Annotated in this window: 11 protein-coding genes; 10 read left to right on the top strand and 1 reads right to left on the bottom strand. The window is 64.0% G+C overall.

Features of this window, described 5'->3' with window-relative positions; translation table 11 throughout:
* The first annotated feature begins 229 nt into the window (after positions 1-229).
* The 10 genes from IVB48_RS20145 to IVB48_RS20100 all read left to right on the top strand — a co-directional run bounded on the left by IVB48_RS20145 (position 230) and on the right by IVB48_RS20100 (position 14,266).
* Positions 230-1,450, top strand: coding sequence for an SMP-30/gluconolactonase/LRE family protein (locus tag IVB48_RS20145; protein WP_247402111.1), 1,221 nt, complete (start codon positions 230-232; stop codon positions 1,448-1,450).
* A gap of 200 nt (positions 1,451-1,650) precedes the next feature.
* Entirely contained in the window at positions 1,651-2,835 is a 1,185-nt protein-coding gene (locus IVB48_RS20140) for a hypothetical protein (protein ID WP_247402109.1), read from the top strand.
* A 10-nt stretch (positions 2,836-2,845) separates the two neighbouring features.
* Positions 2,846-3,949, top strand: coding sequence for an FAD-dependent oxidoreductase (locus IVB48_RS20135; RefSeq protein ID WP_247402106.1), 1,104 nt, complete (start codon positions 2,846-2,848; stop codon positions 3,947-3,949).
* A gap of 250 nt (positions 3,950-4,199) precedes the next feature.
* Positions 4,200-5,441, top strand: a complete 1,242-nt coding sequence (locus IVB48_RS20130) for an ABC transporter substrate-binding protein (RefSeq protein ID WP_247402104.1) — start codon at positions 4,200-4,202, stop codon at positions 5,439-5,441.
* A 103-nt stretch (positions 5,442-5,544) separates the two neighbouring features.
* Entirely contained in the window at positions 5,545-6,420 is an 876-nt protein-coding gene (locus IVB48_RS20125) for a branched-chain amino acid ABC transporter permease (RefSeq protein WP_027570854.1), read from the top strand.
* Between the two features lies 1 nt (position 6,421).
* Entirely contained in the window at positions 6,422-7,348 is a 927-nt protein-coding gene (locus tag IVB48_RS20120; protein WP_027570853.1) for a branched-chain amino acid ABC transporter permease, read from the top strand.
* Positions 7,348-8,829, top strand: coding sequence for an ATP-binding cassette domain-containing protein (locus IVB48_RS20115; protein ID WP_247288135.1), 1,482 nt, complete (start codon positions 7,348-7,350; stop codon positions 8,827-8,829). The genes IVB48_RS20120 and IVB48_RS20115 overlap by 1 nt, the downstream gene beginning before the upstream one ends.
* Positions 8,830-8,870: 41 nt before the next feature.
* Positions 8,871-10,112, top strand: a complete 1,242-nt coding sequence (locus IVB48_RS20110) for an ABC transporter substrate-binding protein (protein ID WP_247402101.1) — start codon at positions 8,871-8,873, stop codon at positions 10,110-10,112.
* A gap of 174 nt (positions 10,113-10,286) precedes the next feature.
* Positions 10,287-12,803, top strand: coding sequence for an excinuclease ABC subunit UvrA (gene uvrA, locus IVB48_RS20105; protein WP_247402098.1), 2,517 nt, complete (start codon positions 10,287-10,289; stop codon positions 12,801-12,803).
* A 152-nt stretch (positions 12,804-12,955) separates the two neighbouring features.
* Positions 12,956-14,266, top strand: coding sequence for an ABC transporter substrate-binding protein (locus IVB48_RS20100; RefSeq protein WP_027570849.1), 1,311 nt, complete (start codon positions 12,956-12,958; stop codon positions 14,264-14,266).
* A gap of 110 nt (positions 14,267-14,376) precedes the next feature.
* Here IVB48_RS20100 and IVB48_RS20095 read toward each other — a convergent pair whose 3' ends face one another.
* On the bottom strand, positions 14,377-14,868 hold the full coding sequence (locus tag IVB48_RS20095; RefSeq protein WP_247402096.1) for a hypothetical protein: 492 nt from the start codon (positions 14,866-14,868) through the stop codon (positions 14,377-14,379).
* Positions 14,869-15,061 lie beyond the last annotated feature (193 nt).

Genomic DNA, 15,061 nt, shown 5'->3' with positions numbered 1-15,061 from the left:
GTCAAGGCTTGACATGCTCCACAGCTTGGCAATGTCCCGAACGCAGTTCCGGTAAACTCCGTCGCGCCGGACGAATTTGTCGTTTCCGTGTTCGATGTTGCAGCGCTTTTGCCGCCCCGATATCTCGCTGAGGATGCGTACCTCCCCCTCGCAACCGTCATCGGACCGGACTAACCTCGCCCTGCTCGGCCGGATCAACCGGCTAGCCGAACATGACCGGGAGGACGCGATGATACGCCAAAAGCAGCGTGACCATGATGCTGCGCTTTCACGACGAACGCTCGTTCAGGGGCTTGCGCTCGGCGCCGCCACTTTTGCTGGCGCCGGCTCCGCGCTGGCCCAGACCGGACCTGCCGCGCCGCCGACGACGATTACCACCCCACCACGCGATTTCGGTCCCAACGGCGCGCCGACCACCTATTTCTGGGACCCCGACATCATCGCGGTCGATCCGTCCTTCAACGATCTCGCGCAGCCCAACACGGCGATCAAGCGTCTCTATACGGGCGTGCTGTGGGCTGAAGGCCCGGCGTGGAGTGCACAGGGCCGCTATCTGCTATGGAGCGACATTCCTAACAACAGGCAGATGCGCTGGAGCGAAGACGACGGTCGCGTCAGCGTGTTCCGCTCGCCGTCCAACAATTCCAACGGCAACTCGTTCGATTTCCAGGGCCGTCAACTCTCCTGCGAACATTTGACCCGGCGGGTGACGCGTTATGAACATGACGGCACCGCGACCGTGCTTTGCGACAATTACAACGGCAAGAAGCTGAACTCGCCGAACGACGTCGTCGCGCATCCTGACGGCAGCTACTGGTTCACCGATCCGCCCTATGGCGGCCAGCTCTACGAAGGTGAGCCCGACGCCGCGGGCGGTCCGAGCAACACCGGCGGCAAGCTCAATCCGCGGATTGGACAGCCAGCCGGCTTCGCACCGGGCAAGCGCGAGCTGCCGACCAATTGCTATCGCATCGATCCTAGCGGCCGTGTCGACCTCGTCGTCACCGAGGAGCAGGTGCCAGATCCAAACGGGCTGTGCTTCTCGCCGGACTTCAAGAAGCTCTACGTCGTCTCAACCGGCAAGGGACCCGGCGACACCGGGCCCGGCGGCAAGGGCGAGATTTTCGTGTTCGACGTCGGCGGCGACAACAAGCTCACCAACCAGAAGCGGTTCAGCGAGTGCGTGATCGACGGTGTGAAGTGCGGGCCGGACGGTGTGCGCTGCGACGTCAACGGCAATGTCTGGGCCTCCAGCAATGCGGGCCGCGCCGTCGGCTATAGCGGCGTGACGACGTGGTCGCCGGACGGCAAGCTCCTCGGCCGCATCCGGCTGCCCGAAGTGTGCGGCAACATCTGCTTCGGCGGCCCCAAGCGCAATCGCCTGTTCATGGCCGCGAGCCAGTCGCTCTATGCGGTGTACACGGCCACGCAAGGCGCAGGCCCGGGCTAAGCCCGCGCGAGAGACCACAAGCACGGGCGTCGGCGTGGACCGCCGGCGCCCTCGGTTCCCTAATCGCAATCAAGCTACGCCCCGGGCAAATCTCCGCCATCAATCCAACGAAGATTGTATCGCGCGGCAAGGCCGCAGCGCGTTGCGAAGGCATGATGCCGCCCTTCGTTCCCGCGCCCGACTGAACGGGGAGTTGCGCGATGCGCCGTATGCCAAACGACACCATCATCGTCAGCGTTGGGTCCCAGCAATTCGTGACCGAGTTCGGGGACCCGGGCCTGCCGAACGACGGCCGCGGCGGCAGCGACAAGATGATCGCGACCGTCGACGGGGGCAACGCGGTCCTGATATTCGTTGGCGACGACCAGACCCTGCAAGAATATTCTCACGGCGGAAACGACCATCTCGCTGCGACCGTCACCGGCTTCGGCGATTACGTGTTCGTCGACGGCGATACGCAGGCGATGTCGGGCCACGCCCGTGGCGGCAACGATGTGCTTCATGTCGATGCATCGACATCGATCTACGCGACTCTCGGTGTTTTTGGCGATGCCGAAACCGCCATGTCGGCCGATACGAGCGGCGGCAATGACGTCGTCATTGCATCGATGGGAAACAGATCGTCCGGCGCGTTCAGCGGAGACTCCGGCAGTTCCATGAGCGATCATGCACATGGCGGCAACGATATCCTCAGCGTGACCCAGGTCGGCAGTTACGGCGGCGCTTCGATATCGGGCGACGCCCTGGTGTCCATGAGCGGCGATGCGCGCGGCGGCAACGACATCCTCAGCTACACCGTCGGCGCCACCGCCCGATCGGGAGGCGCGTCTCTGGTTGGAGACGCCGGCTACATGAGCGACGATAGCCGCGGCGGCAACGATATCCTGATCGCGGCCGTCAACGGCAACCCGGACTCCACGTCCATCGTGCTCGTCGGAGATGCCTCGAACATGTCAGGCAACGCGCATGGCGGAGATGATATTCTTCTCGGCAGCAGCCGCGACGATTTGCTGTATGGCGACGCACAGTCCTACGCCCCGTTCACGGCCGGCTCGATCACGGGCGGCAAGGACATGCTGAACGGCGGTGGCGGAAATGACCAACTCTGGGGCGGACCGAACGACGACAGATTCCTCTTCGACAAGGGCTCGGGCCTGGACGTGATCAACGATTTCGACCAGGGCAACAAGGCTGTCGGCAGCACGGCGCGAGAGCATGATTTGATCAATTTGCACGATTACGGCTTCGCAGACTGGGCGGCGCTGAAAAGCCTGATCAGCGATGACAGCACAGGAAACGCGGTGATCCATCTGACGGCGACCGATACGATTACGCTGGAGGGGGTCCATACCGCGGATCTCCATGCAAAGGATTTCATTGTATGAGAGAGCATTCGTGCGCGTTGTGATCTGCGGCGGCGGCGTCATCGGCGCCTGCACCGCCTGGTTTCTCCGCCGGAACGGCATCGATGTCATCGTCGTGGAGCGGACGGACGTCGCGGCCGCAGCGTCAGGTAAGGCGGGCGGCTTCCTCGCGCGCGACTGGTGCGAGGGCTCGCCGCTCGACGCGCTGGCGCGACGGAGCTTTGCGATCCATGCGCAGCTGCCGGACGAGATCGCAGGCGATTGGGGTTATCGCCCGATGAGTGCCTATAGCGGCTCCGTTGCCGCCGACGGCCATCCACGCCGGGATACACCGTCCGCGCTTGGCTGGCTCAGCAACGGCGTCATCATCACGCAGCGCATCGGCACGACGGAGACCACCGCGATCGTTCACCCCAAAAAATTCACCTCGGCCGTGATGAACGCGGCGCTCGCGCAAGGCGCCGAGCTTCGCATCGGCCAGGTGACCGGTATCATGCGCGATGCGGACGGCACGACCGCGACGGGCGTCGAGGTCGACGGCCGCATCGTCGAGGCGGACGCCGTCGTAATCGCGATGGGACCATGGTCGCTGCTCGCCGCGCAATGGATGAGCCTGCCCGCCGTCTACGGCCAGCGCAGCCCAAGCATCGTGTACGACACCGGCACGGATGCGCCGGCCGATGCGCTGTTCCTGGAGTCTGAAGAGAATGGCAGTGCCGTGTCGATCGAGGTCTTTCCTCGCGCCGACGGCAGCACGCATATCACCGCTCTCTCCGACATCGCGCCGCTTCCGCTCGATCCGGCCGCCGTGACGCCGGACCACGACGCGATCGCGCGCCTGCAAACCATGTCCGAGCGGCTGTCGCCGCAGTTCCGCTCTGAGAGGATCATCGCGCGGCAGGCTTGCTTCCGGCCGGTGACACAGGACGGCCTGCCGCTGATCGGCAAGGTGCCGCGAAGTGAAGGTCTTTATGTTGCGACGGGGCACAATGTGTGGGGCATCCTGAATGCGCCCGCTACAGGCGAGGCCATGGCGCAACTGATCGCGGAGGGTGCGACGCGCAGCGTCGACATCTCGCCATTTGATCCGGCCCGGCTCCCGCCGCTCGAACCATCGCTGCTGCGAGCGCGCTGAGCCGACGCGACGGCATCGCATTCATGGATCGCGTTGCTGTGCGCCCGCGATAGCTGCGCATGCCTACCAACGAAATCTGCATGCCTACGCGTGAAGCGGGTCCGACAGCTTTCCTGCCCGCTATTTGCGCAGCGCTAGACTTTAGTCCGTGCCTCACGATCCTGGACGCGGTTTCACTTGCCGAGAATGTCTCCGCCGGTATAGTCGCGGCATAATGGCTCATAAGAGGCCTGTTAAGGGAGAGAACAAGATGAAGAAACCGCTCTCTGTTGCGTTGCGAATAGCACTCGGTACCGCCGCGGCCGCTGTGTTGATGACGTCAGGCGCGGCACTTGCAGCCGATCCGATCAAGATCGGTGTGATCGCGGAAGCGCAGGCGATTGCCGGCGCCTCCATCCCTCAGGCGGCACAGCTCGCCGCCGACGAGATCAACGCCAATGGCGGCGTCGACGGCCGCAAGATCGAGATCGTCTCTTACGACAATCACTCGTCCTCGGCAGATTCGGTGCGCGCATTCCAGCGCGCGGTAAACGAGGACAAGGTCAATGCGGTCATCGCCAGCTACATCAGCGAAGTCGTGCTGGCGCTGGAGCCCTGGGCCTCGCGGCTGAAGACTCCGTTCGTCACGCCCGGTGCCGCGTCCAACGAGATCAGCAAGAGCGTGCATGCCGACTACGAGAAGAACAAGTACACCTTCCACGGCTATCTGACCTCCGCCGCGCTGGCGCTTTCTGTCTGCGACGGAGCCAAGGACCTGCTGGTCGACAAGATGCACATGAAGACCGCCGTCATCATGAGCGAGGACGCCGCCTGGACCAAGCCGCTCGACGTCGGCTACGAGGAATGCCTGCCCAAGATCGGGCTGAAGGTGCTCGACCACATCCGCTTCTCGCCCGATACCACCGACTTCACGCCGATCTTCAACAAGATCGAGGGCTCCAAGCCCGACGTGATCATCACCGGCATCTCCCATGTCGGCGTGCAGCCGACGGTGCAGTGGAAGAACCAGCAAGTGCCGATCCCGATGTTCGGCATCGCCTCGCAGGCCACCAACGAGACTTTTGGCAAGGACACCAATCAGGCGGCGGAAGGCGTGCTCTATCAGGGCGTCTCCGGGCCAGGCGTCGCGGTGACGCCGAAATCGGTGCCGTTCGCCGAAGCCTTCAAGAAGAAGTTCGGCAACTATCCGTCCTATGCCGGCTACACCGCCTATGACGAGGTCTACTACATCGCCGACGCCGTGAAGCGCGCGGGCTCGACCGACGCCGACAAGCTGGTCGCCGCGCTGGAGACGACGGACTGGGAAGGCACGATCGGCCGCGTCCAGTTCTACGGCAAGGACGATCCGTTCACGCACTCGATCAAATACGGCAAGGGCCTGATCACCGGGCTGATGCTGCAATGGCAGGGCGGCAAGCAGAGCGCGGTCTGGCCCAAGGAAGTCGCCAAGGTCGACATCAAGTTCCCGAGCTTCATCAAGCTCTCGAACTAGCAGGACACGCTCCCGGGACCAGCTCCCGGGAGCTTCCACATGCGGCCCCGCAGCACGTTGCTCCAGCAACATCGTCTCTCATAAATCAGATTGCCAACCCTAGATGCGTGCTTTCCAGATTCTGATCGATGGCTTTGCCATCAGCGCTCTCTATGCTCTCGGTGCCACCGGCTTCACGCTGATCTTCGGCGTGTCCGGCGTCCTCAACCTCTCCCACGGGGCCATCATGGTGGCGGCAGCGGTGGCGGCCTGGGCCGCCGCCAGCATCCTGAATGTCGGCACCTATGCCGGCGCGCTGATCGGGGTCGGTGTCGCCCTCCTGACATCCTTTGCGACCTATTTCGCCGTAGTGAAGCCGATCCAGGACTCCCGGCGCATCCCGAATGAAGAGAAGGAGATCTTCGTCCTCACCGGCACGCTGCTGTGGGGGATCATGATCCAGGAGGTGATCGCTTATTTCTTCACCAACAACGCCAAGACCGTGCTGCCGATCGTCGAGGGCGTCGTCGAGATCCTCGGCGTACGCACGCCCAGGAACGAGATCTTTACCGCGATCGTGTGCTGCTTCGTCATCGCGCTGTTGTGGCTCCTGGTGAACCGCACCCGCACCGGCAAGGCGGTGCTGGCCGCCTCGATGAACCCACGTGGCGTCACGCTGCTCGGCCTCGAGCTCACCAACATCTACGTCGTGGTATGGGCGATCTACGGCATCCTCGCCGGCATCGCCGGCGTGCTGCTCGGGATGTTCCTCGGCGTCAGCTCCTACAGCGTCGGACCGCTGACCGCGAGCGCGTTCTCGATCGTCGTGCTCGGCGGCCTCGGCAGCGTCTCCGGCTCGCTGATCGCCGCCTTTGTGGTCGGCTATCTCGAAACGCTCACGGCCTACCTGATCTCGCCGGCCTACCGCACCATTCCGGCGCTGCTGCTGCTCGTGTTCGTGATGTACATCCGGCCCCAGGGCCTTCTGGGGAGGCGCTGAGATGGCCAGCTTCTTTACGACCCGCCTGTTCTTCATCTCGCTTGCGCTGGTCGTCATCGCGGCGACGCTGCCGCTCTACGTCTCCGGCTACGTGCTCGGGCTCCTCACCGTCGCTTTCTATTTCGGCGTGTTCGCGATGGCCTGGGACCTGCTGTTCGGCTTCGCCGGCGAGGTCAATTTCGGGCCGACCTTCCTGATCGGCGTCGGTGCCTACACCGCCGGCATCCTCAATGCCCAGTTCGGCTGGTCGGTTTACGCTTGCATCGTGCTCGGCGCGCTCGCCTCCGTCATCGCGGGCCTCGTGCTGGCGCTGCCGGCGCTTCGGGTGCGCGGACCGTATTTCGGCCTGACCACGCTGGTCGCGGTACTGATGCTGCAGAATTTCATCGTGGTGTTTGCCGACCTCACCGGCGGCGAGATCGGCCTGACCATTCCCGACGTCATCTCCATCAACGCCGGGGTCAATTACTGGATCGCGCTCGGCTTCATGACGATCTCGGCGGCTATTCTTTATGGCCTGTCGCAGTCGCCGATCGGGCTGGTGCTGCAAGCCAGCGGCCAGGATCCGGTGCAGGCCGGCGCGCTTGGCTTCAACATCGTCAAGCACAAGCTTGCCGCCTTCATCGTCAGCGCGTTCTTCTCGGGGTTATCAGGCGCGCTGCTGGTGTTCTATTTCGGCACCGCCTCGGTCGGCACCGTCGTCGACGTCGCGGTCGGCGTCAACGTGATCGTCTCAGCCGTGCTCGGCGGCCGGCGCACCGTGCTTGGCGCGGCGCTGGGCGCGATCTTCCTGATCGTCGCCGGCGAGTTCCTGCGCCCGACCGGAGAGCTTGCGACCTTCATCGTTTCGGCCGTCGCGCTGCTCGTCGTGCTGTTCTTCCCCGGCGGCTTCCTCGGAGCGGCCCTCTCGCGTGAGGCGCGCTCGTGATGGATATGCGAACTTCAAACAGGGCCGTGCTCGAAGTCCGTGGCCTGACCAAGCGCTTCGGCGGATTGACGGCGGTGAAGAACCTCGGCTTCGAGGTCAATAGCGGCGAGATCTTTGGCCTGATCGGGCCGAACGGCTCGGGCAAGTCGACCGCGATGAAGAGCGTGATGGGCATCGAGCGCCCGACCGCCGGCGAAGTGATCTTCGAGGGCGAGGACGTCGCCGGCCTTCCCGCGCACAAGATCGCGCGCAAAGGCTTTGGCATGGTGTTCCAGCATTCGCGGCCGCTGAACCGGCAGACCGTGCTGGAGAACATCATGGTCGCGCTGCTGCCGGACAGCCTGTTCATGCTGTTTCCCGACAAGGCGCTGGTCGAGCGCGCCAAATGGATTGCCGACCGCGTCGGCCTCGGCAACGTGATGAACCGCCGCCCGCCGACACTGCCCTTCGCCGACCTGCGCCGGCTCGAGCTGGCCAAGGCGATCGCGCGCGACCCCAAAGTCGTGCTGGTGGACGAGCCCTTTGCCGGGCTGACGCGGGCGGAGGTCGAAATCTTCTCCGACCTGATCCGCAGTTTTCGCGACGAGGGCCGCGCGGTGATGCTGGTCGACCACAACGTCAAGAGCGTCGCGGCGCTGGTCGACCGCGTGCTCGCGATGTATCTCGGCGAGGAGATCGTCACCGGCAAGGCCGAGGACGTCATGAAGAACGAGACGGTGCGGCGGGTCTATCTCGGCGGCGCCATCGAGACCCATGCGCGGCCCGAGACCAGCTTCAAGGACAAGGTGCCGCTGCTCCAGGTCGAGAACGTCAGCGTGTTCTACGGCAAGGCGCAGGCGCTGGAGAACGTCTCGATCCACGTCCACGAGGGCGAGTTCGTCTCCATTGTCGGCCTCAACGGCGCCGGCAAGACCACACTGTTCAACACCATCTCCGGCTTCCTGCCTTATACCGGCGAGATCGTACGCAACGGCGAGAATCTGCGCGGCACGAGCCCAGCGAAAATCGCCCGCAGCGGCCTCGTGCAGTGCCCGGAATCGCGCGAGCTGTTCGGCGAGATGAGCGTGCGCGAAAACCTCGATCTCGGCGGGCAACACCTCGCCGACGACAAGCGCGCGGCACAGCTTGCCTGGCTGTTCGAGCTATTCCCGATCCTGAAAGAGCGCCAGGGCCAGATGGCGCAAACGCTCTCCGGTGGCGAGCAGCAGATGCTTGCGATCGGCCGCGCGCTGATGATGCAGCCGCAGATCCTGATCCTGGACGAGCCGACGCTGGGCCTCGCCCCCGTCATTCTCGAACTCCTGTCCAAGGCCCTAACGAGGCTGCGGCAGACGACGTCGATCACGGTGCTGCTCGGCGAGCAGAACGTGACCTTCGCGCTTCCGCATGCCGACCGCGTCTATGTGCTCGAACATGCAAGGATCGTCTGGGAGGGCGATCCTGGCCGCTTCGCCGCGGAGGCTGGCGCCGATTTTCTCTAGTTCGCGCATATCAACAACAAACAAGCAAAAGGGAAACGACCATGCGACCATCGACGAATTTGAGCGGCAGCTTTCTCCTCGCCTCCGCGCTGGCGCTGTGCCTCGCTGCTCCCGCCTACGCGCAGTCGAACGAGCCCATCAAGATCGGCGTCATCGCCGAAGTGCAGTCGATCGCGGGTGCCGCGACGCCTGGCGGCGCGCAGATCGCCGCCGACGAAATCAACGCCAAGGGCGGCATTCTCGGCCGCAAGATCGAGATCGTGACCTACGACAACAAAAGCTCCTCGGCGGACTCGGTGCGTGCGTTCCAGCGCGCGGTGAGCGAGGACAAGGTCTCCGCCGTGATCGCAAGCTATATCAGCGAGGTCGTCCTCGCGCTCGAACCCTGGGCGGCGCGGCTGAAGATGCCGCTGATCACCCCCGGCGCCGCCTCGAACGAGATCACCAAGGCGATCCATAACGACTACGAGAAGAACAAGTACACTTTCCACGGTTATCTGACTTCGGCCGCGCAAGCGCAGCTCGTCTGCGACGCCGCCAAGGATCTCCTGGTCGACAAGCTCAAGTTCAAGACGGTCGCGATCATGAGCGAGGACGCCGCCTGGACCAAGCCGCTCGACGTCGGCTACGAGGCCTGTCTTCCGAAAGCAGGCCTCAAGGTGGTCGAGCACGTGCGGTTCTCGCCTGACACCACCGACTTCACGCCGATCTTCAACAATATCGAGGGCAAGAAGCCGGACGTGATCGTCACCGGCATCTCGCATGTCGGCGTGCAGCCGACGGTGCAGTGGAAGAACCAGCAAGTGCCGATCCCGATGTTCGGCATCAGTGCGCAGGCGCTGAGCCCGACCTTCTGGAAGGACACCAATGGCGCCGCCGACGGTGTGCCGTCGCTGGCGGTCGCAACGCCCGACGTCGCCGTGACCTCAAAGACGAAGCCGTTCGCGGCCGCCTTCAAGGCCAAGTTCGGTTCGCCGCCGGCCTATACCGGCTACACGGCCTATGACGAGGTCTACTTCATCACGGAGGCGATCAAGCGCGCGGGCTCGACCGATCCCGACAAGATGGTCGCCGAACTCGAAAAGACCGACTACGAGGGCACGATCGGCCGCATCCAGTTCTACGGCAAGGACGACGAGTTCACCCACGGCATCAAGTCCGGTCCGACGACCGTATCCGGTCTGGTCTTCCAGTGGCAGGACTCCAAGCAGGTCGTGGTCTGGCCCGAGAAGATCGCGGAAGGCAAGCTGAAGTTTCCGAGCTTCGTGAAGCTGTCGCAGTAACACGCCGGACTGGGCACCGGGCTCGGTCCCGAGCGCCCCATCGCCTTTGCAAGGCCCGTCGCTCCAGCCGCGACGGGCCTTTGTTTTGTGCAGAACGCCACTGGTACGCTGTCATCGGTGGACCCATCCTGCGATCCTGCCGTTAACCTCCCATGCGTGGGCCGGAGCAGCCAGATGGACGACCGACCAAGACGACCCGATGGCCTGATGCAGGACGACGGCTTCGTTCGCGTGCGCGGCGCGCGTGAGCACAATCTCAGGAACGTCGACGTCAGTATTCCGCGCAACGCCCTCGTCGTGTTCACGGGCGTGTCGGGCTCCGGAAAATCCTCGCTCGCCTTCGGGACGATCTACGCCGAGGCCCAACGGCGATATCTGGAATCGGTGTCGCCTTACGCGCGCCGCCTCTTCCACCAGATGCAGATCCCCGAGGTCGACGACATCGAAGGCCTGCCGCCCGCCGTCGCGCTCCAGCAGCAGCGCGGCGCACCGACGACGAGGTCGTCCGTCGGCAGCGTGACCACCATCTCGAACCTGCTCAGGATGCTCTATTCCCGTGCCGGCGATTACCCGCGCGGACAGCCGATGCTCTATGCGGAGTCGTTCTCGCCGAACACGCCGGAAGGCGCCTGCCCGACCTGCCACGGTATCGGCCGGATGCTCGACGTCACCGAAAAATCCATGGTGCCCGACGACACCCTCACCATTCGCGAGCGCGCCGTCGCGGCCTGGCCGAGTGCCTGGCAGGGACAGAACCTCCGGGACATCCTGACGACGCTAGGCTACGACGTTGACAAGCCCTGGCGTGAGCTGCCCAGGAAGGACCGCGACTGGATCCTGTTCACGGAGGAGCAGCCGACCGTTCCCGTCTATGCCGGTTACGACTCGGCCGAAGTCAAACGAGCCCTCCGCCGCAAGGAGGAGCCGAGCTACCAAGGCACGTTCACCGGCGCCAAGCGCTACGTGATGCAGACCTATGCCAAGTCCGAGAGTGCGATGATGAAGCGCCGCGTCGCGCAATTCATGATCACCCAGGACTGCCCGACCTGCCACGGCACGCGATTGAAGCCCGAGGCGCTCAAGGTCAAATTCGCCGGTCTTGATATCGCCGAGATGTCGCATCTGCCGCTCAAGAAGCTGCAGGAGGTGATGAAGCCATTCGCGAAGGCTTCGACGGATGGAGCATCGGAGAAGACCATCGTCGCCAGGCGCATCTGCGAGGATCTGTCGGCGCGACTGGCGGTCCTGCTCGATCTCGGGCTTGGCTATCTCGCTTGCGAGCGCAGTACGCCGACGCTGTCGCCGGGCGAGTTGCAGCGGCTACGACTTGCGACACAGGTTCGCTCCAACCTGTTCGGCGTCGTCTACGTGCTCGACGAACCATCGGCAGGTCTGCATCCCGCCGACACCGAGGCGCTGCTGCGGGCGCTGGACCGGCTGAAGCATGCGGGCAATTCGATCTTCGTGGTCGAGCATGAGATCGAGGTGATCAAACATGCCGACTGGCTGGTTGACGTCGGGCCGGACGCCGGCGAAGGCGGCGGGAAAATCCTCTATAGCGGGCCCCCCGCAGGGCTCGGGCAGGTCGCACAATCGCGAACCGCCCATTATCTCGCGCATCCACGAAAGCCACTGCCGACGGTCCGCCGCGAGCCGAAGGGCCACCTGAAGATCCGGGGGGTGACCCGCAACAATCTGCGCGGTCTCGACGTCGATGTCCCGCTCGGGGTTCTCGCCAGCGTGACCGGCGTGTCGGGCTCCGGCAAATCGAGCCTGATCAGCCAATTCCTCGTCGATGCCGTGGCGGAGCATCTCGGCCATACACGGGCCGCGGACGCGGACGACGACAGCCTGGCAGCACCCACGGTCGAGACATTGGGCGGCAAGATTGTCGCCGGCCTCGACCAGATCGATCGCCTCCTGGTGGTGGACCAGAGGCCGATCGGCCGCACGCCACGATCCAACCTTGCGACCTATACCGGCCTGTTTGACCACGTCCGGCGGCTGTTCGCCGCGACGCCGCAGGCAAAATCCCGCCGCTACGATGCCGGGCGCTTCTCTTTCAATGTCGCGAAAGGCCGATGCAGCACCTGCGAAGGCGAGGGATTTGTCTGCGTCGAGCTGCTGTTCCTGCCCAGCGTCTACGCACCCTGCCCGACCTGCAAGGGCGCGCGCTACAATGACAAGACGCTGGAGGTGAAGATCCGCGGAAAATCCATCGCGGATGTGCTGGCGATGCGCGTCGACGAGGCCTTCGAATTCTTCCGCGAAGATTCAACACTGAACCGGTCGCTGTCGGTCGTCCGCGAGGTCGGGCTCGGTTATATCCGCCTCGGTCAGTCCGCCACCGAACTGTCGGGTGGCGAAGCCCAGCGCATCAAGCTCGCGACCGAGCTCATGCGGCCACAACGCGGTCACACGCTCTATGTCCTGGACGAGCCGACCACCGGTCTTCATCCCAAGGATGTCGAGCGACTGATCGCCCAGCTCGAGCGCATCGTGGACGCCGGCAACAGCGTGGTCGTGGTCGAGCATGACATGGATGTCGTCTCTCACAGCGACTGGATTATCGACCTCGGCCCCGGCGCCGGCGATGAAGGCGGCCGCATTGTTGCGTCAGGGACACCGCGCGAGGTGGCCAAGGCCGGCGGGAAGACCGCCGGCTATCTCGCCCGTCGCTTGAAACAGTAGCGCTCGGTCTCATCACCCATTTCGCAATTGCGTTCTGCGCCGCGAAGGCGGGACCCCGACTTTCGCCATGTTGACTTTCCACCGCCCCCCTCCCCATACTTCGAAAAAGAATAACAAGACCAAATCATAAGACGATTTTGAGGGAGGATAGGATGCCGACTTCACGCAGGCAGCTGCTGAAGAGCTCGGCGGCTGCCGCCGCCGCACTCAGCCTCGATTGGACACGGGCCCAGGCGCAAGCCGAAAATTTACGCATCGGCCTGATCTACGACCTCACCGGTCCGTTCGCCGCTGGCGGCTCGGTCGCCTCCTCGGTCGGCGCGCAGATCGCGATCGACCTCGTCAACGAAAAGGGCGGCATCGGCGGCAAGACCAAGATCGTGCCGGTCGCGGCGGACTCGCAGAGCAAGGCGGACGTGGCGATCAACGAGGCCGAGCGGCTGATCAGCCAGGAAAAGATCGACATCATCAACGGGGTCTATTCCAGCGCGCATGCGGTGCCGATGGCCGCGAAGGTCGAGCAGCAGAAGAAGATCCTCTGGATCACGACAGCGGTCTCGACCGCCGTGTTCAAGGACAAGAACCTGCAATACGTGTTTCGCGCGCAGATCCATTCCGACCAGTACGGCCAGGCCTTCGCGGGCTTCGTCGCCGAGCACGCGCAAGGCAAGCTCGGCATGGACCCGAAGGACGTCAAGGTTGCGCTGATCCACGAGGACGGGCCTTACGGCGTCGGCGTCGCGGCGGCCGACGAGGCCTATGCCAAGCAGGCGGGCATCCAGGTGGTGATGCGCGAAGGCTATTCGGCGTCCGCACCCGATCTCTCGGTGCTTGTGACCAAGCTCAAGCGCGCCAAGGTCGATGTGATCTCGCACGCCGGCTACAACCCCGACATCACCCTGTTCCTGCGTCAAGCCCGCGAGAGCGGCCTGCGCTTCAAGATGCTGTTCGGCGCGGGCGCCGGCTACAGCCAGCTCGACAAGTTGCGCGCGACCTTCGGCCCCGACATCGACAATTTCTGCAACATCGATCCGGTGCCGGCGCAACTGCTCGATTCCGCCAAGCTTGCGCCTGGAATCGGCGATCTGACCAAGACCATGGTCACGCGCTACCAGGCCAAGACCGGCGCGACCGACGTGCCGCCGCACTGCTCGATGGGTTTCAACCAGACCTGGATTCTGCTCAACAGCGTGCTGCCGGTCGCCAAGGAAAAGTACGGCAGCTTCGAGCCCGAGGCCATTCGCAAGGCCGCGCTCGACGTCGACATTCCCGCCGGCGGCACCATTCAGGGCTATGGCGTAAAGTTCTTCCCACCGGGCACGCCGCTCTCCGGCCAGAACGAACGCTCGACCCCCGTCGTGATGCAGAATGCCGGCGAGCACATCTCGGTGGTGTGGCCGACCAACATCAGGACGCAAGACCCGGTGTTTCCGCTGCCGAAGGGATCGACCTACGGGACGTGAGGCTACGCGCCGCGACGACGGTGCACCCTCTCCCCTTGCGGGAGAGGGTGGCTCGCCGCGAAGCGGTGAGACGGGTGAGTAGGTCGCACCTCCCCAATTAGGCAATCGTTTTACTGTTTGATTGAGGTGACTGTGCCTGTACAGCCAGTCGATGCTCTGAACGTTCCGGTGCCTCGATTGCCCGAAGTAAAGCTGGTACCGGTGACGGTGACCCCATCGTAGATGCCGACGGAGTGGCCGACCCCGTTGGCGTTGATCGTTCCGGTGGCACCCCCGCCACTGACGCTTCCGCCGGAGACGACGACTGTCGACGTGGTGGTGGTACCGCAGCCCACTGCAGTAACGAGCCACACGCCGTCGAACTTGCTAACACCGCTACCACCACCACCGCTTTTCCGGGCGGCTTCGGGCTTGCTGCGTCGTGCGGGCTTCTCAGGCTCCACCATGCGCGGTGCCTGCCGCAAGCCGGAAAGGGATTTCTCATCATTCGAGATACTCCCGCCCGCACTGCCAGATTGAGCCAACGCAGCGCTCGCCATGCAGGCCCAGATCAGGAGCGAGACGAGTGTATTTCCAAGCGTAGTTTGAGCTGAACTTTCCACAATGATTTAATCCATATCCAAACAGACCGTGCCAATAACGCGACAAAGATTTGCCAGTCATGTCCCCTCGTCAAGCGCTACGATGGGCTGGTGGGGTCCTTGGCACAACGGGGGCGGCTTCAGCCGCGACCTCGGCGGCGGCTATCAGGCCCCGCAATCAGCGTCGGACAATGAATTTCGGGGCAAAAGCTCG

The sequence above is a fragment of the Bradyrhizobium sp. 76 genome (genome assembly GCF_023073025.1).
In the GTDB taxonomy this organism is placed as follows: domain Bacteria; phylum Pseudomonadota; class Alphaproteobacteria; order Rhizobiales; family Xanthobacteraceae; genus Bradyrhizobium.
This window is presented reverse-complemented; position numbering and strand designations above follow the sequence as displayed.

Bases quoted from the DNA above. Each gene is read 5' to 3' on its own strand.
- IVB48_RS20145 (WP_247402111.1), top strand. From the start codon at position 230: ATGATACGCCAAAAGCAGCGTGACCATGATGCTGCGCTTTCACGACGA.
- IVB48_RS20140 (WP_247402109.1), top strand. From the start codon at position 1,651: ATGCGCCGTATGCCAAACGACACCATCATCGTCAGCGTTGGGTCCCAG.
- IVB48_RS20130 (WP_247402104.1), top strand. From the start codon at position 4,200: ATGAAGAAACCGCTCTCTGTTGCGTTGCGAATAGCACTCGGTACCGCC.
- IVB48_RS20125 (WP_027570854.1), top strand. From the start codon at position 5,545: ATGCGTGCTTTCCAGATTCTGATCGATGGCTTTGCCATCAGCGCTCTC.
- IVB48_RS20120 (WP_027570853.1), top strand. From the start codon at position 6,422: ATGGCCAGCTTCTTTACGACCCGCCTGTTCTTCATCTCGCTTGCGCTG.
- IVB48_RS20115 (WP_247288135.1), top strand. From the start codon at position 7,348: ATGGATATGCGAACTTCAAACAGGGCCGTGCTCGAAGTCCGTGGCCTG.
- IVB48_RS20110 (WP_247402101.1), top strand. From the start codon at position 8,871: ATGCGACCATCGACGAATTTGAGCGGCAGCTTTCTCCTCGCCTCCGCG.
- uvrA (WP_247402098.1), top strand. From the start codon at position 10,287: ATGGACGACCGACCAAGACGACCCGATGGCCTGATGCAGGACGACGGC.
- IVB48_RS20100 (WP_027570849.1), top strand. From the start codon at position 12,956: ATGCCGACTTCACGCAGGCAGCTGCTGAAGAGCTCGGCGGCTGCCGCC.